The sequence below is a fragment of the Mucilaginibacter sp. GW822-FHT03E02 genome (assembly GCF_058801545.1).
Window position 1 is genome coordinate 757,699 of record NZ_JBXANJ010000002.1, and the last position, 20,893, is coordinate 778,591.

Genomic DNA, 20,893 nt, shown 5'->3' on the forward strand with positions numbered 1-20,893 from the left:
TATTTTATAAATCCGCTATGCCCCTCCAAATTTATTTGATGTGCCTGCTGGAAACTTCACCTTTTGTATTGGTTACAGTACAAATTAAAACAGGCCTTTCCGGGTGAGGAAAGGCCAGTAAAAGTCATATATACCTATTAATTATACCGATGTGCCGCCTGTTCTGGTGCTATAAATCTGTTGTTCATTTTTAAAAAATGCAGCAAAAATCAGGGCTAACACAAACAGAAATATAATAGTTATACCAAATGACTGAATTTGCTGCCCTATGGTGATGCTTTTTTCACCTTCTAAGGCCTTTTTCATATCGCTTATTTTAGCATCCACATCCTTGGCGTTTGTCGGGTTTTCTACCTTAAGTTTATTTAGCGCATTTATCATCGCAGTTTCAGTTTTCTGAACCATATCGGGCTCTATTATTTTCGCAAAAACATTGCCTTTAATAATGAACACTACCAGGTAGGAAGCAAAAAACATGATAAAGACACCTGTAGTAGCCTGCCGCACATTCCAGTACCCTCCTATCTTTTTTCTGAGACTCATGCAAAACAAAATGGCTATCCCTATTGGCAACACATACGAAAATAGCACCGATCCTACAGTTACTGTAACAGCCGTTTTTGCTACCAGTATCATAAAATAAAAATAAATGATACTTACAACCGATAGTACCGCCCCCAATATCAACCCGTTGATTAATCCTTGTACTTTTATTTTCTTGTTTATTTCTTCGCTCATGTTAATGTGTAATTCAGGCAACTGAACTGCCTATTGAAAATTGATCAGGATCTCTAAAACAGCCATATCAAAATCAGCTTCCAATGCGTTTTCGGCTATAATAGCCTTTGCCTCCGGCGATGGATCGATATTTTGAAAAAAGCACATTACCGGGTAAAACAGTTCGGCCAGTTCAGAATCTTCGGGCAAGCTGTTGGCTACATTTGCTATTTCTTCTACCGGGCTTTCCATCAATATCTGGTTAGCTATAATAGGCTCATAAATACGGTATTCGTCCTGAAACTCGTCTTCATCAACCAATAAAAACTCCTTCAGATAATCTTCCAGTTCGGGCTCAATATCCTCGTCTTCACACTCGTTAAGATACAAGAGCAGGTTTAACAGCTCGGTACCCCGGTCAAGCGTTTGTTCTTCAATATCTTCCCACTCCGGGGTATCCAGGTAATCCTCTTCCAGTTTTTTAACATCGGCGCTAAAAAAGTTGATCATCAACAGATCAAAAAACACCTCGCGCAACACCTCAACCTGTGGGTTATTGTCAAATACTTCGTCCAGAGCGTCAACCTTGGTCAGGAAATCTTCATCGGAAATAAAAACATCGCCGAAATCGCCGGTTAATACGGTTGCATCAAAGCTGTTATATTTAGAAAATGCCTCTAAGGCAGCCTGGAAGGCCGTTTCTATTTTTGGATCGATCATGTTTTTCTATTTAGATATTTGTTTGTTGTTATAGGTTAACAGCACTTTTCCTTTTAAAGTATCGCCAATAAAAGGCGAGTTTACTGATTTTGATACGTTGCTTTTGCTATTATACTCCCACTCCGCATCAATGTCAAACAGCACCAGGTTGGCCTTTTCACCTTCGGCTATTACAGGCACATCAACACCAAGTATCTCGCGCGGATTGATGGCCAGCTTTTCTACCAGCAATTCAACAGGCACACCTGCCTTAAGGGCCAGTGGCAATGCCGTTTGAAAGCCAACCATACCATAAGCCGCTACCTCAAACTCTACATCTTTAAATTCAATTTCGTGCGGGGTGTGTTGCGATACGATAGCATCAATGGTGCCATCTTTTAAGCCTTTTATAAGGGCTTTTACATCGTCTTTGGTACGTAAGGGTGGCTTTACCTTGTATTGGCTGTCAAAGCCCAATAAAGCTTCATCGGTAAGTATTAAATGGTGTGCCGCAACATCGCAGGTAACTTCAAGGCCTTTACGTTTGGCTTCCCTGATAAGCTCGACAGAGCGGGCTGTCGATATGGTACTGAAGTGTATTTTAGATACGGTGTATTCGGCCAGGTAAAGGTCGCGGGCAATCATCAGCTCTTCGGCAAGCGACGGGATCCCTTTCATTCCCAGCAAGGTACTAATTTCGCCTTCATTCACTTTGGCTTTGCCTGCTATCGCGGTATCTTCGGGGTATGAAAACACCATCGCATCAAAACCTTGCGCATACAGTAAAGCGCGTTCCATCAAACCGGCGTCCTGTACAGGGCGGTTACCGTCGGTAAAAGCTTTGGCGCCACTCAGGTACATATCATACATTTCGGCAAGGTCTTTCCCCTCGCGCTTGTGCGATATAGTGCCTAAGGGATAAACATCTACCAAATTCCCTCTCGACCGGTTAATGAGGTATTCAACCTCGGCTTTAGAGTGTACCGGGTTTGCAGTGTTAGGCATCATGGCCAGGCCAGTAAAGCCACCTGCGGCGGCGGCCTGTGTACCAGATTTAATATCTTCTTTGGTTTCCAATCCCAACTCGCCGATGTTGCAGTTTAAATCGAAAAAACCTGGTGATACATATTTGCCTTCGCCTTCAAACAACATGGCATCGGCTTCAATATCATCGGCAATGCGGGTAATAAGCCCGTTTTCAATTAAAATATCGGCAACTTGTTGGTGAAAGGGTGATCCGGGATCAAGGATAGTGGCAGATTTGATAAGCAAATTCATTAGCACTGCTTTAAGGGATTTTTGTTGATTAAACCGGCTGTTTTACCACCTGAACACCGGGTTTAAAATACCTGATGAGCACAATTTCGGCAGCCAGAAAAATCAATGCCAAAATTATACAAAGTTTCCATAATTGCGTGCCTAAATTTGCTTCGGCAACAATACCTTTTAAAGATGCGTTACCGCCTGTAATTAAGGCGCTTGACTTTGGCATAATTTGTTTTAACGTCCCGGCGTCAAGATAACTCATATCTGATTCGCTCCTGTTATCATTAAAAGCCAGTGTAGCCAGTGTGCTATCTTGCTTTTTCAAAGTGTAAATTCCGGGCTCATGCAATTGATCCGATATGTACAGCAACGTGCTCCCCTCCTGCTGCCTCACGTCAGGTACGGTGCTTTGGTCGCCCCTGGTCAATTTAAGCAATTGTTTCTCGGCAATTTGCACGGGCGGAATTTCTAAAGTTTCGTCCTGCCCCAAAGTGTAAAACAAAGGCAGGCCATGACCGCTCAGCAATGCAATCCTAAACAATACGGGTACAAAAAGTGCATGGCGTGGCAGGTTGCTAAATTCTTCATCCAACGGCACTGCAGCTACATACACCTTGCCCCTGCCGCTGTTATATCCGGCCCAAAAAGTTTGGCCACCGGTTAGCGTCATCAGGTTATCGGCAACGCCATGGGCAGCACTTAGCTGGAAATATTTTTTAGCAACAGGCAAATCGGGATTTTGAGGAAAACTTTCGAATACACCCTTAAATACAGGGCTTTGCCGGTTAAGGCCGGATACTTTGTTTGTTTCGGTAATTAGTTTTTCCGGGGAGGCCGCGTTCATCCCCTGCAGGAACGACCGGTAATTAGCAAGGTCGGCATTGGCTGAGGGGAAAACAACCAGTGTACCACCTTTGGAAACATAAGTTTTTAGCTGCTGCGCCAACCCGGTAGATATCGATTTAACATCGCTTACAACAATTATGGGATAAGTGCTCAATCCGGCGTAATCCACATTACCATCGGGCACATGTACGGTTTTGAAAAAGGAATCGGCTGCAAAAACAGCCTTCAGGTATAGGTTTGGCGTTCCTGCATCAATCAGTAACACCGGCATCTGTTGCGCCACGTTAAAACTGAAATAAAACCTGTTATCAAAGGTGATGGGGTTATCCTGTAATTGAACTTCGCCCTGTTGCCAGCCGGACTGTAAGCCCATAAACGATAAGGTATCGTTTTGTGCAGACCATGCCGCCAAGGTGTAGCTACCTAAAGCTTTTTGTGAACCGTTAATTAATACTTTTAAAGGAATTTTCTCCGCATTTTCATTGGCATAATTGTGCAGACGCACTACCAACTTTTCACTTTCGCCGGGCCGATGAACAGCGCTGAGCAACCAAACAGAATCAACCGCCACGTTGGGTAGGTTTCCGGCTTTCAGTTGAACGAAGCTGTACGCAACGCTGCTATCCGTTTTCAGTGGCTTAGCGGCCATGTTTTTTTGCAGATCGGATATAATATAGGCGGATTTTGCAGCTCCCGGCTGGGTTAACAGTAAATTTTGCTGCCTGCTTACTATTTGCTGTAAGCTGCGACTTTGGGGGCTGATCGTTACCTGGTCGACAGCGTCATTAAACTCATCGCGGCTGAGCAGACGTTGATGCTTGCCCTCAAAATCCTGCGTAAGCAGCTGAAAGCGATCATTTATATTATATGCGGATGCTATCTCTTTAGCTTTTTGCCTGGCATCATCCAGTAATGAACCCTCGCGGTTAAGGGTTTCCATGGAATATGAATTGTCTACAAAAACACTTACCACATTTTGCCTGCCTGCAATACCTGAATTTTGCCCGGGGATAAACGGCCTTGCAAATGCCAAAACCAAAAACGTTAATGCCAGCAGCCTCGATGCCAATATCAACCGCTCTTTCAAATTGCGGCGGGACGACTGCTGCTCCTGGATCTCCTTTAAAAACTGAACATTGCTAAAATTAACCTTCTGAAACTTACGAAAGTTAAACAGGTGAATAATTACCGGGATGGCTAACGTTAGCAATGCAAATAAAAAAGCCGGATAGATGAAGTGCATTTACAAATGTGCAGATTTCAGATTACAAATGTGCGGGAAGTATTTGAGGATTTGAAAATTTGAATATTTGAAAATGATATTTTGCAGATTTACAGATATACAATGTTTGAAAAAAGCATCAAAAAAATTGCCTCTGGCTATGAAACCGAGGCAATTACTTATTTCGCCGCTGGGGTGAGCTTGCGGCCCGTGGGCCATATGATTTCAGATGAACGGAAGCCAAAGGCTTCCAACAGACGCTCCCACGAGTTATGCTACGCTAACCTCACGGGAGATTGCCATTTTCAAATCCTCAAATTTTCAAATCCTCAAATAATTCTTTTACAGTTTCGGTTCATTATAAACCTGGAACTCGGCTATGCTTGGGGCTTCGTCGTAAGTTTGGATAGACATGCGCACTTTGTCGCCTTTTACCTGGGCAAAGCGGTTTACTTTAACGCGGCTAAGGTTTTCGCCTTCAAATAAAGTTTTCCAGGTGGTACCATCAAGGTATTCCAGTTTGTATTTTTTAATGTTTGGTTTACGTTCAAATATCACCACGGTATTAAAAGGCTGGCCAGGTTTTAAGGTAACTTCATACCAAGGATTTTTTACCCTTGGGTTTGATTGCCATACACTTCCAAAATCATCATCGTTGGCAAAATCCATAATTTCGGAGTCATCGCTCCAGCTTGAGTTGGCTGGTGCATGCTTGGCCAGGTTATGCGATACAATGGGTGGGCCTGTTTCGCCTAATTTGCCTACCGGGCCTTCATTTTTCCATAGCTGCCCTATTTGCTTTAAACCGGCGAGTGCGTTATCGTCCATCAAACCATCGGTATTTGGCGCTACGTTCAGGATAAAATTACAGCTGGCATTATTAAGCGGGATCAAGGTTTCGTTAACAAACTTATTTACATCGCGGATTGGCGTTGTTGGGAAATCTGTTTTCCAAAACCAGTTAGCCTGGATAGGCAAACAAGCCAAAGCCGGCATTTTATTGGTTTCTTTTGATAAACGCTGGCCGGCGCCCATTTCATAAGTTTTAATGTCGGTATAATATAAACCATCTCCCGGGTATTTGGCGCCGTTCAAATCCATCATCAGGCAGTTTGGCTGCAATGATTTTACCAGTTGATAGATTTCCTGGAAAGGAACATCGTCATAAGAGATCCTTGACCATGGTGCATCCCAGCCATCAATAATCAGTGCTTCTATTGGGCCGTAGTTAGTAAGCAACTCAGTGATCTGTTTTTTGATCATCTCGATATGCCTTGGCTGTATCATGTTGGGGCGCAGTTTGTGATGCGTATCCAAAATAGAATAATACAACATTACTTTTAACCCCTGGTCGCGAAAAGCCTTAACATACTCTTTAACAACATCCCGCTTTAAAGGGCTGTTCATTACATTATAATCGGTGCTTTTGGTATCCCAGATACAAAAGCCGCTGTGGTGCTTGGTTGTTAAGCAACCATAGCTCATATTAGCCGATTTTGCTGCTTTTGCCCATTGCACGCAATCTAGTTTTTTAGGGTTAAACTCCGATGCAGGTGTTTCAGGATCGGGCCAGTCGGCATTTTCGTAAGTCGGGATATTAAAGTGAATGAACATACCGAAGCGCAGGTCGACGAATTTTTGCTGCAATACCGACAATGGTTGCTGCGTTTTTGAAATGCCCTGGGCATTTACGTTGGTTACACTTAAAATAAGCGCACAACAAAAAACCAGCAACAGTTTTGTTTTGATAGTAATGTTAATCATAGCAGATAGAATGTTATATTAATTAAGGTGTTTGTAAACAGCTAAGTTTGTGAAAAACGGCCAACTAAAAATAAATTCATATTGGCATATTATTCAACTATATTAACACCTGCCCATCCTATACCCTGGTTAATTTAACCGGAGCCGTATGATAAGCATTCCATTGGCATACATAAACATTTTTATCCTCATCAACACACACATCATGCCCGTGCTGAAAAATGCGGCCTGGCGCTTGTAGAGTGGGCTGTAAAACACCGTTCTTGTACACAGGCGCGGCACCGCCAGGGTTTGAGATCACTTTATTTTCTTTATCCAATATGGTTACAAAGCCCGAGAAGTCAAACCTGTTGCCGCCGGCATCTTTGCTCCAGCAAACACCCGCGTAAATATTTTGGTCATCAATTACCGCCCGGCAAACGTACATACCCGGCATATCAATGCGTTTTATGAATTTACCATCCATTGTAAATATCTTAAAGCAGTTTTCCTCGCGAGAGGTACAAACCAGCGTTGGGTTATTCTTGTCCCGTGTATCTACCGTTATGCCGTGAGCATTCACCAGGTTATGATCTTTATTGGTGTTGTTATGCCCGCCAAAATGACGAATATACTGCCCCTTGCTATCGTAATGTATAATATAGTCAGACCCGTAGCCATCGGCCACATAAATATCGCCGTTGGGTGCTACCGCGGTTTCTGTTGGTTTAAAAGGCTCATTGTCTTTATAAACACCAATGGTGCGTGGGTGCCCGATAGCAAATATCAGCTTGCCATCAACCGTGGTTTTTAACACCTGCCCCGATTGACCGTACGAGTTACCTGTTTTATCAACCGCCCAGCCGCAATCGGTAAGCAGCAGAAAATCTTCGCCGCCTTCCTTGCTGATAGTTAGCCCATGGCCGCCCGGCAAAGCAGTACCCCAATAGTCAAGCAATTTGCCCGATTTATCAAAAATAAGGATGTTGTTTTGGGTATGATCGCCCAGCATAATTAACCGGCCTTTACTATCCTGAACCATTTCGTGGCAATTGGCCAGCGGGTGGCTGTTTACACTGATCTTGGCCCAGCCTTTATCGGCTTTGTAGGTATAGCCGCCCTGGCCTATAATTTGGTCGTCGGGTTTAAGGTCCTTATGTAGGATAGCAAAACTATTTACCGGTGCGGCGGCCACCAATGCCGAGGCAACAGCGGTGTTTTTTATAAAATCTCTTCTTTCCATAATGTAATAATAATATCAAGTAGTCAGTATCAAGTATCAAGGCAGCTGCGGAACGTGGCTACCTTTTCAATGGCTGTTCAATTGGTTAAAACAGTTCTAATATCCGATTTATTTTGGTATTTGTATATACAATTGAAAGATACTTTCGGGGCAGACGAACTACACCATGGTTTTCTTCCATTTTCCACGCTTAAACAATATATAAGCGGCTATGGTCAATCCAATTTCGGCAACGGGGATAGATATAAAAACGCCGGTTGGCCCCATGGCAAAATACTTAGCCAATAGATAAGCGAAAGGGATTTGGAATAACCAAAATGTAAAAACGTTAATTTTAGTCGGTGTCCAGGTATCGCCTGCACCATTAAACGCGCTGGTTAATACCATGCCTATTCCATAAATAATAAAGCCGCCGCTTAAAATTTGTAATGAACGTGTAGCCACTTTTTTTACGGCCTCATCATCGGTAAAAAACGAAGCAAATAAATGGCCACAGGTTAAAAACAAGACGCTTACGATACCTAAAAATACCACCGTATACTTTATCGTTTGAAATACCGATTGTTCCGCGCGGTCAACGTGCCCTGCGCCTAAATTTTGGCCAACCAATGTTGCTGCAGCATTGCTCAACCCCCACGCTGGCAGAAGGAAAAACATCATTAACCGTAGCGAAGTTTGATAACCTGCAGAGCCGTGGTCGCCGCCTGTTGTTGCAACCAATTGCGCCAAAAATATCCAGCTGCAACTGGCTATTACAAATTGTAAAATGCCCGGTGCAGCAATTTTAATAATCGCTTTAATTTGCTGCCAATCGGGTATAAAATAGCTAAGGCGAATTTTTAAAGCATTTTTGCCATTAAATAAATTATAAACCTGGTAAGTAACACCCAAACCACGGCCAATGCTGGTAGCTATGGCTGCGCCCGTTAAGCCAAAGGCCGGAATTGGCCCAAGCCCCCTGATAAAAATAGGACATAAAATAATGTTTGCAATATTAGCAATCCACAAACTACGCATGGCGATGGCGGCGTTGCCGGCGCCCCTAAAAATGCCGTTGATTAAAAACAGCAGTACAATAATGATACTGCCCCCCATCATAATGCGAACGAAGGGAGTACCATGATCTGCGGTTTCTGCCGAAGCGCCCATAATCAAAAGCAGGCCCCGGGCATGTAAAAAGCCAAAAATACTTATCCCCAGGTTAATAAGCACCGCTATGACGATGGTTTGCATCCCGGCTTTCGATGCGGCTTCCGGATTTTTTTCGCCTATGCGGCGGGCAACAACTGCTGTTGCAGCCATACTTAAACCTATGGCCAGCGAATATATTACGGTTAAAACAGATTCGGTTAAACCCACTGTTTGAATTGCATGACTGCTGTTTTTTAAATGGCCCACAAAATAAAGGTCGACCAGCGCAAAAACAGATTCCATAGCCATTTCCAGCATCATGGGGATAGCCAGCAAAACAATTGCCCTTTTTATACTGATGGATGTTAAATCAACCTCCTGACCCTTTATAGCCTGTTTTAAGACCGAGAAAAAAGAAGATACCTTACCCTTTGCAGTAAATGATTGTGACATAAATATAAGCTTGTGTTTTTTAGGGAGCGGCGTTTTATCTGAGACCCTGGATAGCAAATATAATGAAACCTTTGATTAGGCAAGTAGCGATTAAAAATCAATTTTAGCTTAGGGTATTACTCAAATAAAACATCCAGGCTTGCGAACCGTATACGCCCCCACCCCTTAATTGCCTGGTGGTAGCGCGTTGTATCGTTGATCGGTACTTCTGAATCACTTATCAGGCAGGGCAAAAATCATATTGATTATTTTTTTTAAAAGTACTTTGAAATGAAAAGTAAATTGATAATTTTGTCTTCACTCGAGGAGTACCGTTAAGTGAATGCATTTTAATTATTAAATGATAACGTTAACAAAGTTTAGATAATTTCAGATGGGTAAGCAAACTGATTCCTTTTACAACAGATTCTCATTCTTATATCCATTGGTAGATGTTTTCCTGAAACCACAAAAGAAAGTTTTATTTAACGAGGTCAACTTGCTGCACGAGGGTAATTTACTGGAGATTGGTGTTGGCAACGGCGCTCATTTCCATCGCTATAAAAAGCATAAGATAGTTGGTATCGATACATCAGCAGCAATGCTTGAAATCGCCCGCCAAAGGACCTATGAAAATATTACGGTTTTTAAGATGGATGGTAAATCACTGTTGTTTGATAATGAACAATTCGATTACGTTGTGCTCTCCCATGTAATTGCGGTAGTAGACGATCCGGAGCTATTATTGAAAGAAGTATTAAGGGTGTTGAAACCGCAGGGACGGGTATTTATTCTTAATCATTTTACACCCGATAACTGGTTCAAGTATATCGATAGTGCATTTGAGATGATTTCAAAGGTTCTCCACTTCAGATCTGTTTTTTATATTGATCAAATAGCGGCGATCAAAAAGTTTATCCTTTTAAAGGAGGTTCATCTGGGCTTAGCCTCCTATTTCAGACTTTTAATTTATCAGAAAAATTGAGAAAGAAGTATATTTTTATTTGCATATCGCTGCTCATCAGTTTGTTTATTTACCTGTTTTATCGAACAGACAGGACTGTTGTGAACGAAATCGTCATCCGGGTGATTTCACTCGCAACCTACACAAGGTTGAAGGCTTATATCGTGACAGTATTACCATTGAATAACATGGTAATTTACTCTTTACCCGAAGGGCTCTGGGTATTTTGTATTACGCTTACTTCGAAACCCTATTACATTACCCGGAATAATTGGCGAATTGACGGAATGTTTGTCCCGCTTATATTTTGTGTTAGTTTAGAAATACTTCAGCTCTTCCATATTGCCAATGGCCGGTTTGACTTTATGGACATTGGGGTTTCTGTTGTGTTTTGGTTATTAGGCAGTTATATTGTGAGTGATAAGTGCGAAAAACAGGATATTTTTACCCGGCCAAACTCAAAAACGATTGTTTGCCTGGCCAGTTATTGCATAGTCTATTTGGCACATGTTTTTAAATAGGATAAAAATTATATCCAACGTACATGAACAGAATTAAAAAACATCTGAAAAGCTATGTATATTCTATACGGGGAATATTGATGGCATTTAGATATGAACATAGCATGATCTTTCACCTTGCGGCTGGTATTGCCGTCCTCGCTGTAAACATATTACTGAAAGTCAGTCAGATAGAATGGCTCATTACACTGATGCTGATTGGTCTGGTCTGGATGGCGGAGATCTTCAATACAGCCATTGAAAAGTTAGCAGATAGGATTACAAAGGAGCAGGATCCGTTAATTGGACAGGTGAAAGATTTGGCTTCGGGGGCAGTGTTAATAATATGCTTTTTCGCTGTTTTATGTGCTATAATTATATACTTGCCTTATTTGTTAAAATAACCTGATGCAGTAATCGAGATAATGGGAAAATCGAAAGCTGAAAAAGATCTAATCAATAAATCATTCCCTTCCACAATCTGATAGTTTCAAATAGTCTTTACCTCGTTCCGAATCAAGTTGGTTAATATTGTCGAATATATTTAACCCCACCTTTCCAGTTCCGTGAGGCGCACAAAGTGTTTCTGTTATTAAAAACCCATTTTCTAATAGTAAAAAGCCCTTTTCTATGTCATCAGTGTACCAGATGAAATCTACAATTCGTTTGTCTTTAATATGCTTTAATTTATTCTCCCGAAACTCTACTTTGTAGGGTTTATATTCTATAGGGGACGAAAGTTCTTTCCCAAAGAAAACTCTTCGCAATTTATTTGTAAAACTATTCCGCTGCTTCTTAAACTTCGCAGCAATTTCGCCAATGGTCTTTCCTTCCTTGTTTACATAATAAACGGGGATGTCCGATATGTCTTTAAATATACTTTCTGCGGTTGCGGATACATTAGTTTTTAAATTCTCGTCTTCCGGGCCATAAGGAAAACTAAAAAAAGTTTCACCGTCAATTTCAATAAAACACTCGCCAATATCAAGTCCGCCAACTTCTATTTTAACTAACAAGCGGATGTCGGTGATTAGGTTGCCTATAATATCCTTTGTAGTCATTGAAAATCTTGGATGCTGCGGAAACGAATATAATAAATATAGGATAAGTTAACTGATCAATAAGCCCCCTATTCGGTCTTCAAACTTTTTATCGGGTTTGCCAATGCGGATTTTATGGACTGGAAGCTTACCGTTATTAATGTGATGAGTATAGCGCCAATAGCTGTAACGATAAATATCCACCAGGCAACATCGGTATGATACTGGTAATTACGCAGCCAGTTATGCATGAAATAATAAGCTAAAGGCGAGGCTATAATTATAGAGATAAACACCAATATGGCAAAGTCTTTGGATAGCAATTGCCACAGGGCGAATACAGAAGCGCCAAGCACCTTACGGATACCTATTTCCTTAACACGCTGTTCGGCCATGAATGATGCCATGCCAAACAGCCCGAGACAACTGATAAATATAGCCAGGCCGGCGAAGACAGTAGCCAGCTTACCTATGCGTTCTTCATCACCGAATTCTTTTTCATATTCCTGGTCAACAAAATGGTATTCAAATGGCTGTTCCGGGTTTTCGGTTTTTAACACTGAAGCAATGTTGTGAATGGCTTTGCCGGCGCTCATTTTCGGACTTATCTTTAGCAGTAAACAGCCTCCCGGCCATTTCGCCAAAAAATAAACCATAGGTTGCACCTGTGCATAAGGCGACCGGTTAATGATGTCTTTAGTTACCCCTACAATCTTAAACTGTTGGCCAAAAAAAGTTATGTGGTTTTCTGTCGGTTTTTTCATGGACATAAAATCGGCTGCTGCCTGGTTAATGAGCACCGCTGATGAATCGGAAAGGAATGACGGTGAGAAATCGCGGCCTGCGCTAAATTCCAAGCCAATGGTTTTGCCATAATCGTATGAAATATCCTCCTGGCCGAAATCGGCACTCAGATTAGTATCTTTTCCGGGCCATGCGATGCCGCCGGTAGTACCAGGGACTTTGTTAGGCGGAGCATCTGCTTCGGCCATTTCTGTTATTGTACCGTTGCTTGTAAGGGCGTGTTTTATCGCGTCAAAATGTTGATGGAGTTCGATAGTCCGGACAGGGATGGCAACCAATCCATCCTGGCTATAACCTATCGGGCGGTCTTTGGCAAAAAGTATCTGCCGGATAACCACGATGGTACCGATAATAAGCACAATAGAAACTATAAACTGAAGCACCACCAGTACTTTACGCGGCACCGCAGCCAGCCGCCCAACCCGAAACGCTCCCTTTAATACCTTCACAGGCTTAAATGACGACAGGTAGAGCGCCGGGTAACTGCCGCTGATAACAGCAGTGACCAAACTAAGGCCAATGCCGGCGAGCCAAAAGGCAGGGCTATTCCATGGAATAACTACCCGTTTACCGGCCAGTTCATTGAAGGCCGGGATACTTAATCTTGCCAGTAGTAAGGCGGCTAAAAATGCCATCAATACGCAAAGTAACGATTCGCCATAAAACTGGTATATCAACTGGCTGCGCGATGAACCAATAGCCTTGCGGATACCTACCTCGCGCGCGCGTTTCTCAGACCTGGCTGTACTTAAGTTCATGAAGTTAATACAGGCCAGCAATAGTACAAACACACCTACAATACCAAACAGCCACACATATTGTATTTCGCCGCCGGTGTTTTTTCCGTCTTTAAACTCGCTATATAAATGCCATTTACTCATTGGCTGCAGGAACAGCGCCTGTTTTGCTGAAGCTGCAACTGGTTTTAAATGCCGGAGCATTTCATCTCTGATTTTTAAAGATACTTTGTCAGGGTCGGCATTGTGAGCCAGTTGAACATATAAGTTAACAATGCCCGGGCCCCATGGCTCCCTCATTCCGCCCAAGCCTGCTTCATAGTGGCCCCATGAGCCAATAAAAGCCATACCGGCAAGTGTGGTATTTCCGGGCAGATCTGCATAAACGCCGGCTATTTTTAAATTATCTAATCCGGTCCACCTCAATTTTAACTTCAATACTTTACCCATGGGGTCCTCATTGCCGAAAAACACCTTCGCTGTAGATGCGGATATTAACATAGATGATGGATCTTTTATAGCATCGCCCCGGCCTTCGAGCATATGTAATGTGAACAGGTCCGGTCCACCAGCCTCCATAAAACAACCTGACTCAGTCAGTTTTTTGTCGCCTAAAGCCAGTATATAATCTCTCGGGAGTGTAGCCATTGCTACAGACTTAAGGTCGCTGCCATAATTTTTACGCAGCTCGGCTGCCAGGGGGTACGGTTGATGGAATGAGGTTTTTACTTCGCCATTAATGGTCACATTTTGCATTACCTGGGCTATATGGCGGTAATTATCGTGATACTTATTAAATGATACTTCATCCAAAATCCATAAACTGATGAGCATAACCACTGCTATGCCCACCGCAAGGCCACCTATATTAATAAGCGATAATACTTTATTGTTAATAAGGTTGCGCCAGGCAATTTTTAAATAATTCCTAATCATAGAATTGCGGTTTAATTTTACGGCAGCCCAATTTGGCGGGCTTCCTGAACGCAATAATACCGATGGGAAATGCGATGGGATGGCCAACTTATCATTTGGCAACTCTTTTTTCAGGCCGTTCTTGTATTCCGCCGGGGTTTTGCCGGTCATCTCTTTAAAAACGCGGTTGAACGTTCTTTGGGAATTAAACCCCGACTCGTAGGCGATCCCCAGCAATGTGAGCCGATTGTGAGCCGGTTCCCGCATCTTCCGGGCAATTTCACGAACCCTGAACTCATTAATAAAGTCGCTGAAGTTCTTGTCCATCCCCATATTAATAATCCGCGATAAATCGTGCGGATGGATCTTAAGTTTTACTGCCAGGGTGGTCAATGTCAGTTCGGCATCCTCGTAAAAACGGTTTGCGGCTACGGCTTCCTTTACCCTGCGGCTTTTTTCCTTTGCATCATATCTATCTGTTATTGGCGTGGCCGGTTGTATGCTGCTATCCAATTTTAGCATCACTTCGGCCGCCACGCCAATAAGCACAAAAGCAACGGTAAAACTCCAGGCATCATTAAACAGCCATAACATGCAAAGCAAGGCCAGCAGGTGTAAGGCCTTATCCAACCGGCGGAAAGCAAAGCGCGGCCTATCCATGAGCACCGGCTGCAAGCGGTTATAAAAATGCTGTATCAACCAGTGCGACAGGTACAAATAAATGACAACCGAAATGAGCACCAGCCAGTCTGGCATCCAATACGCAACCAGCAAAGGGCAAAAATGTAGTATATCCTTTCGGGCAAATCGCAGGTTTGGCAACGTCATCCGCCGCACATAAAAATACAACAGCGGCCCCAGCGCCGGTAAAAAAACCGGCGAAAGCCCGCCAGTCTTCAGTACAATTACAAGTAAAGCGGCACTTAAGAACAGGTTAGCTGCCTGGCCTTCCCTTTTTGCAAATGCTAAAAGCAGCGCAAGCGTAAACCCCGAAAACAGGGTTGCCATGGCCGCCACATGGTACAGGTTAATATGGAATATATCAGGATTCAAATTGCCCAAGGGTTATTTCAAATGTACGATATATTGATATATGGAAATTATGTAGTGATAAATATCAATTGCCGTAATGGAAGCCAATATAGGTGGTTCGTTTTTGAAATTGGTCGGGCGAATTAGTGATTTCGACTGTTTTTTGGATAGTTGCGTATAAGTACATCAAATAAAAAAGCTGCTCAGTAGCCAAAAAGGGAGATTCTCCGGACACTTATTGGCGTTTGGAGGGACATTAGAGCCGGTTTTAATGGCTATTGCAGCTAATCCTCAGCAATGTTTATTTTTGCTAAAATCACGATTAAAAAGTACCTTGTTATTTCGCTCAATATAGTCGCCCGATATAATCAAATATGGATGATTAGGCGAATACCCTGCGCTGCGGCTTCTTACAATTATTTTGTTGTTAACTTTCAGGCTGTTTAACTGCTAAAAATCCTTAGGAATAAATTGCATCATGTATTCTTCGCCATCAAATGGGACCTAAACATAGAATGCGCCCGTCAAAACTTCATTCAGAGCGTAAACTCTTCACCGGATTACTGACGGCTGCTTTGATGGCCTGGAAGCATACCGTCAGCAACGCTACACCTATAATTGCCACGCAGGATATGCCAAAAACCCACCATTCAATATTTATCCTGTATGCATAGCCCTGCAGCCATTTATTCATTAACCACCACGTTATTGGAGTTGAAATGAGAAAAGCTACTACAACAAGCCTTAAAAAATCTTTAGAAATAAGGCTGATGATAGTTGAAACCGACGCGCCTAACACTTTGCGTATGCCAATTTCTTTGGTGCGGTTAACAATCGCGAGCGCCGAAAGCCCCAGCAGGCCAAGGCATCCCAGGAAAATGGCAATGCCGCCTGCCCAGCCAATGATACTGCTTAATCTTGTTTCGGCTTTATAGAAGCGGTTAATATCATCGTCCAGAAAATTATATTGTAACGGGTAATCGGGCACAATTTTTTTCCACGCGGAATGTATAGCAGCCAAAGCTTTTGAAGGATCGCCTGGCTGCAGGCGCACATAAATAAAACCAGGACTTTCCCCGCCCCGGGCAAACTGGTGAAACAACACCGGTTGCACCCGATCAGTAAGGGCCTCGTAATTAAAATCGCGTACAACGCCTATCACCGTCGGGTTTTTAAAGCTGTCCTTGCCATAGCCTTCCAATTGGCGGCCAACGCAGTTTTCGGGCTGCCATCCCAATTCGTGCATCATAGATTCATTAATGATCACAGCGTTCACGGTATCTGAAGCAATTGCCCGGTCGAAATTTCTTCCTGCAAGCAGGTGCATCCCCAGGGTAGGTATGTAGTCGGGATCGATATGAAAGTTCTTTGTATTTATCGATTTACCCTGGTAGCTAAAGTCTCTGAAACCCGTCCCTTCATGCTCACCAAGACCATTGTCGGCACTGGCCAAACCCGAAATGCCGGGCTGACCGGAAAGTTCCTGTTTGAAAAGCGGTATTAAGTGTTTCGAGCCCGACACCCACAACGTCTCTAAACCAAGCACATTCGCTTTATCAAAGCCAGGATTTTTTGATTCCATGTAATTTAATTGCTGCATAATAATTATTGCCGAAACAATAAGCGTAGCCGAAAGAACAAACTGAAAAGTTACCAATGCCTTTGTGAAAAAATTGGCCCCGCCTATTTTTATTTTAGCCTTCAATACGTCAACCGTATTAAAGCCCGACAATACCAAAGCAGGGTAGCTTCCGGAAAGCAGGCCAACAACCAGCACCAAGCCAGCTATGAGGCCAGTTAACTGCGGGAATTGCGCGAAAGAGAAACTCAGCTCCCTTCCGGATAGTTGATTAAAGAAAGGTAAAAGCAGGTATACAAGTACCAGGCCTACCATCGTCGAAAAAAAAGAAAGCAATAATGATTCTGTCAAAAACTGAATTACCAAAGCTTTCCTGGTGCCGCCGGTAACTTTCCTGACGCCGACTTCCTTTGCCCTGCTTGCCGAACGGCCTATAGAAAGGGTGGTGAAATTGATACAGGCTATTAATAAAACACCGGCAGCGATACTAAGTAGCATCCAAATTGATTTTGGGTCGACAGGCGGAATCTTAACCCCCATCAGTTCCGGACTGGTATGCACATCCCTTATTGGCACCAGGTTATACCCACCTAATTTTTCGTCTGGAAAATGCCTGTGCCAGAAACTGGTCAACAACTTGTTATCATTCGCCAATGTGCTTCCGGGTTTTAGCTGAACAAGGGTCATAAACGAATTCATCCACCAGTCGTGGGTAGCCATTTTGCCCGACGTAGTGTTAGCAAAACAATCAAAGTTGATGAGCATGCTGTATTGGAACGAAGAATTGGATGGCAGATTTTCGGCTATTGCTGTAACTATAAAGGTTTCAAACACATTCCCAATCTTTACCTGTACCGATTCGCCAATGGCATTTACTTTACCAAACAATTTTTCAGCAGTGTTTTCAGTTAATACCATGCTGTGCAAACCATTGATGGCCGATTTGGCATTCCCGTATTTAAATTTAAACGAAAAAATATTGAAGAACGACGTGTCGGCATAGGCGATATTTTCCCGCCTCCCCTCGTTTTTTACTTTTACGAATGTTTCATAGGGCTGTATATAACGAACATAACGCTCTACTCCCGGTAACTCCTGTTTCATGGCAGGCCCAAGGGGCATCGGGGTATAAATCACTCCCTGAAGCGCTTTTATGTTTTGCTTTGCATTTCCGTCCAAAACAAGATAGGTGTTAGGAGCATTTTTATGGAAACCATCAAAGCTAAATTCATTAATGGCATACAACATGAACAGGCTGAAACAGGCAATGCCTACAGACAATCCAAATATGTTGATGAAAGACAACGTTTTTTGTTTTGCCAATGCGCGCCAGGCGATTTTTAAATAATTCCTAATCATATAACTGCGGTTTAATTTTACCGGAGCCCAATTTGGCGGGCTTCCTGAACGCAATATTACCGACGATAGGTGTGTTGGGATGGCCAACTTATCATTTGGCAACTCTTTTTTCAGACTGTTCTTGTATTCTGCCGGGGTTTTGCCGGTCATCTCTTTAAAAACGCGATTGAACGTTCTTTGGGAATTAAACCCCGACTCGTAGGCAATTCCCAGCAGTGTGAGATGCCCGTTGGCGGGGTCGCTCATTTTCCGGGCAGTTTCACGAACCCTGAACTCATTAATAAAGTCGTTAAAGTTCTTTTCCAACCCCACGTTAATAATCCGCGATAAATCGTGCGGGTGGATATTCAGCTTTGCTGCCAGGGTTGTCAATGTCAATTCGGCATCTTCGTAAAAACGGTTTGCGGCTACAGCTTCCTTTACCCTCCGGCTTTTTTCCTTTGCATCATATCTATCTGTTACCGGCGTGGCCAGTTGTATGCTGCTATCCAATTTTAGTATCACTTCGGCGGCCACGCCAATAAGCACAAAAGCAACGGCAAAACTCAATACATCATTAAATAGCCATAACATGCAAAGCAAGGCGAGCAGGTGCAAGGCCTTATCCAACCGGCGGAAAGCAAAACGCGGCCTATCCATGAGCACCGGCTGCAGGCGGTTATAAAAATGCTGTATCAACCGGTGCGACAGGTACAAATAAATAACAACCGAAATTAACACCAGCCAGCCCGGCATCCAATAAGTAACCAGCAAAGGGCAAAAATGCAGCATATCCTTTCGGCCAAATTGTAGGTTTGGCAACGTCATCAGCCGCACATAAAAATACAACAGCGGCCCCAGCGCCGGTAAAAAAACCGGCGAAAGCCCGCCGGTCTTCAGTACAATTACAACCAAAGCGCCGCTTAAAAACTGGTTAGCTGCCTGGCCTTCCCTTTTTGCGGACGCTAAAAGCAGCGCAAGTGTAACCCCCGAAAACAGGGTTGCCATGGCGGCCACATGGTAAAGATTAATATGGAATATGTCAGGATTCAAGTTGCCCAAGGGTTATTTCAAATGTACGATATATTGATATATGGAAAATTATGTGGTGATAAATATCTATTGCCGTAATGGAAGCCAATATAGGTGGTTCGTTTAGCCTGTAGTCGGTATTATCACCGCATCACTTCCAGTTGGCCTTACGGAAGCCCGGTATTATACAGATTTGCAACTAAAGCATATGTAAAATACATGCTTTGGCTGGTGCGGTGATAACGTCAGCCAGAAGCTGAAGTGTTTCGTGGAGCCGGAGGGAATGAATTAGAACCAAATCGTTATCTATTACCCGAAAATGAGAGGTTTTTGCTTTTGATCAATGATTTACTTGATGCAATTGAAGCGATGAAAGAACATTCTATATAAATTTATTACTAATTTAGAGGCAAGCGTTAGGTTTTTTATGTTATTATTCTGATAGTATTATTTTGAAATACACCATAATTTGCGTTTTTGCCTTGGTTGCTATAACTGCATGCAGGCAGCATACAAACAAAGCGGTAGAAAATAATATTAAGCACACCAAAACCCAGTTGATATCTAAAATTAAAAAGGATACGGTCATTAAAAAGATCTACCCTTTGACTGATAGCGGCCAGTTAATGCTACATTTGGATAGCCTGCCCAAGCCTTCGTTTCCTTATCCATCTGAAGGGGGAAGCTCCCAACCATCGGTTACTATCAGTTTGGCCGCATTTAAAAATAAAAAATTGTTTAATATTCCTTTAAAGCTGATACCAACAGAACTTGGTGCCGGTTTTTTAGATAATTATGAGGACCTGAGAGATGATGGAACTTTGCCCGATAGCATTGTTGTTACCTTTAACTTAGTCGATACCGTTACCTACAAGACCGAAGGAGTTTTAGTAGCAACAACTCCAAAATTTGTTGTTATTGATATTGGCGGCATTTTAGTAACCCTATCTTACAATGTTGAGGTCATTGACGCCATACATACACAAACTGGTGCGGGCAATAATCATTGGCAAATATTTCGGACTACAACTATTTATAAGAACCTTACAATGGTACTTCATCATTCATGGAGCGTTGAAACAGAAAGGCGGGGGCACTTTGAATATGAAAATGAAGATGAGCATTGGTGTATTGATGAAAATGGTCATATAAAAAAACAACATCTCATATCTCTAAAAAAGAAACATAGATAAAGAGCTCCAACCACTTTTCAAGTATTGTCATTAACAAAAAACCGTAAGTTAAACATATGTTTAACTTACGGTAAGTAATTTCGTGGAGCCGGAGGGATTCGAACCCTCGTCCAAACATGGTATAAGGTAAGCTTTCTACATGCTTAGCTTCTGTTTAATTGTCGGGAACAGGAAGGTCAGTCGCTTACCTGTACCGTGTTCCGTAGGTGCTTTATCTCGCCCGCTTGTCACACCCCAAGCAGGCCAGTTTCATTTGTCGATGCCCCTGATGCCGATCCAATGAAACGCAGAACCGGCGGGACAAAAGCTATGCTAATTCTAAATTAGGCAGCTAAGGCGTAGTTATTTTCGCCATTTGTAAGTTTGAGCGTTCAGATTAAAGCGCTAATTCACCCAACGCGCTGCATGCTTACCTACTTATCTCCATCCTGTCAATTCCGGTCGACCCCATTTTTTGAGT

13 protein-coding genes and 1 other RNA gene are annotated in these 20,893 nt (G+C 42.8%); 3 read left to right on the top strand and 11 right to left on the bottom strand.

From position 1 onward, the window contains the following. Positions 1-141 precede the first annotated feature (141 nt). The 7 genes from AC1RM2_RS29940 to AC1RM2_RS29970 form a co-directional block, all read right to left on the bottom strand. Complete coding sequence (locus AC1RM2_RS29940) at positions 142-738, bottom strand: DUF4199 domain-containing protein (RefSeq protein ID WP_492988815.1); 597 nt, start codon at positions 736-738, stop codon at positions 142-144. Between the two features lie 30 nt (positions 739-768). Next, positions 769-1,437 (bottom strand): hypothetical protein, encoded by a 669-nt coding sequence (locus AC1RM2_RS29945; RefSeq protein WP_147051962.1) that lies wholly within the window; start codon positions 1,435-1,437, stop codon positions 769-771. A 6-nt stretch (positions 1,438-1,443) separates the two neighbouring features. Next, complete coding sequence (locus AC1RM2_RS29950) at positions 1,444-2,694, bottom strand: dihydroorotase (RefSeq protein WP_492988816.1); 1,251 nt, start codon at positions 2,692-2,694, stop codon at positions 1,444-1,446. Positions 2,695-2,722: 28 nt separating this feature from the next. Then, entirely contained in the window at positions 2,723-4,771 is a 2,049-nt protein-coding gene (locus AC1RM2_RS29955) for a BatA domain-containing protein (protein WP_492988817.1), read from the bottom strand. A gap of 321 nt (positions 4,772-5,092) precedes the next feature. Beyond that, positions 5,093-6,514 carry an alpha-L-fucosidase gene (locus AC1RM2_RS29960; protein WP_492988818.1) on the bottom strand — a complete coding sequence of 474 codons (1,422 nt, stop codon included), beginning with the start codon at positions 6,512-6,514 and terminating at the stop codon, positions 5,093-5,095. Positions 6,515-6,632: 118 nt separating this feature from the next. Then, positions 6,633-7,736, bottom strand: coding sequence for a twin-arginine translocation signal domain-containing protein (locus AC1RM2_RS29965; RefSeq protein WP_492988819.1), 1,104 nt, complete (start codon positions 7,734-7,736; stop codon positions 6,633-6,635). 159 nt (positions 7,737-7,895) lie between these two features. Further along, on the bottom strand, positions 7,896-9,320 hold the full coding sequence (locus tag AC1RM2_RS29970) for an MATE family efflux transporter (protein WP_492988820.1): 1,425 nt from the start codon (positions 9,318-9,320) through the stop codon (positions 7,896-7,898). A gap of 373 nt (positions 9,321-9,693) precedes the next feature. Between AC1RM2_RS29970 and AC1RM2_RS29975 the strand changes: the two genes are divergently transcribed. Together AC1RM2_RS29975 and AC1RM2_RS29980 are read left to right on the top strand one after the other, a co-directional pair. Continuing rightward, positions 9,694-10,284 (top strand): class I SAM-dependent methyltransferase, encoded by a 591-nt coding sequence (locus AC1RM2_RS29975; protein WP_492988821.1) that lies wholly within the window; start codon positions 9,694-9,696, stop codon positions 10,282-10,284. 523 nt (positions 10,285-10,807) lie between these two features. After that, positions 10,808-11,167 carry a diacylglycerol kinase gene (locus AC1RM2_RS29980; protein WP_492988822.1) on the top strand — a complete coding sequence of 120 codons (360 nt, stop codon included), beginning with the start codon at positions 10,808-10,810 and terminating at the stop codon, positions 11,165-11,167. A gap of 60 nt (positions 11,168-11,227) precedes the next feature. On the opposite strand, the gene AC1RM2_RS29985 is transcribed toward AC1RM2_RS29980, so the two are convergent. The 3 genes from AC1RM2_RS29985 to AC1RM2_RS29995 form a co-directional block, all read right to left on the bottom strand. Continuing rightward, positions 11,228-11,824 carry a hypothetical protein gene (locus tag AC1RM2_RS29985; RefSeq protein WP_492988823.1) on the bottom strand — a complete coding sequence of 199 codons (597 nt, stop codon included), beginning with the start codon at positions 11,822-11,824 and terminating at the stop codon, positions 11,228-11,230. Between the two features lie 68 nt (positions 11,825-11,892). Further along, the gene (locus AC1RM2_RS29990; protein ID WP_492988824.1) at positions 11,893-15,312 is read right to left on the bottom strand and encodes an FtsX-like permease family protein; all 3,420 of its coding nucleotides are present in this window, start codon (positions 15,310-15,312) and stop codon (positions 11,893-11,895) included. 511 nt (positions 15,313-15,823) lie between these two features. Next, complete coding sequence (locus tag AC1RM2_RS29995; RefSeq protein WP_492988825.1) at positions 15,824-19,261, bottom strand: ABC transporter permease; 3,438 nt, start codon at positions 19,259-19,261, stop codon at positions 15,824-15,826. Between the two features lie 431 nt (positions 19,262-19,692). Between AC1RM2_RS29995 and AC1RM2_RS30000 the strand changes: the two genes are divergently transcribed. Further along, positions 19,693-20,433 (top strand): hypothetical protein, encoded by a 741-nt coding sequence (locus tag AC1RM2_RS30000; protein ID WP_492988826.1) that lies wholly within the window; start codon positions 19,693-19,695, stop codon positions 20,431-20,433. An 80-nt stretch (positions 20,434-20,513) separates the two neighbouring features. Here AC1RM2_RS30000 and ssrA read toward each other — a convergent pair. After that, positions 20,514-20,882, bottom strand: a transfer-messenger RNA (tmRNA) gene (ssrA, locus tag AC1RM2_RS30005). Between the last annotated feature and the right edge of the window lie 11 nt (positions 20,883-20,893).

What these genes read in the sequence shown, in the direction of transcription:
- AC1RM2_RS29965 (WP_492988819.1), bottom strand. Translation starts at nt 7,736, where the DNA reads ATGGAAAGAAGAGATTTTATAAAAAACACCGCTGTTGCCTCGGCATTG.
- AC1RM2_RS29985 (WP_492988823.1), bottom strand. Translation starts at nt 11,824, where the DNA reads ATGACTACAAAGGATATTATAGGCAACCTAATCACCGACATCCGCTTG.
- AC1RM2_RS29980 (WP_492988822.1), top strand. Translation starts at nt 10,808, where the DNA reads ATGAACAGAATTAAAAAACATCTGAAAAGCTATGTATATTCTATACGG.
- AC1RM2_RS29945 (WP_147051962.1), bottom strand. Translation starts at nt 1,437, where the DNA reads ATGATCGATCCAAAAATAGAAACGGCCTTCCAGGCTGCCTTAGAGGCA.
- AC1RM2_RS29975 (WP_492988821.1), top strand. Translation starts at nt 9,694, where the DNA reads ATGGGTAAGCAAACTGATTCCTTTTACAACAGATTCTCATTCTTATAT.
- AC1RM2_RS29955 (WP_492988817.1), bottom strand. Translation starts at nt 4,771, where the DNA reads ATGCACTTCATCTATCCGGCTTTTTTATTTGCATTGCTAACGTTAGCC.
- AC1RM2_RS29960 (WP_492988818.1), bottom strand. Translation starts at nt 6,514, where the DNA reads ATGATTAACATTACTATCAAAACAAAACTGTTGCTGGTTTTTTGTTGT.
- AC1RM2_RS29950 (WP_492988816.1), bottom strand. Translation starts at nt 2,694, where the DNA reads ATGAATTTGCTTATCAAATCTGCCACTATCCTTGATCCCGGATCACCC.
- AC1RM2_RS29940 (WP_492988815.1), bottom strand. Translation starts at nt 738, where the DNA reads ATGAGCGAAGAAATAAACAAGAAAATAAAAGTACAAGGATTAATCAAC.
- AC1RM2_RS29970 (WP_492988820.1), bottom strand. Translation starts at nt 9,320, where the DNA reads ATGTCACAATCATTTACTGCAAAGGGTAAGGTATCTTCTTTTTTCTCG.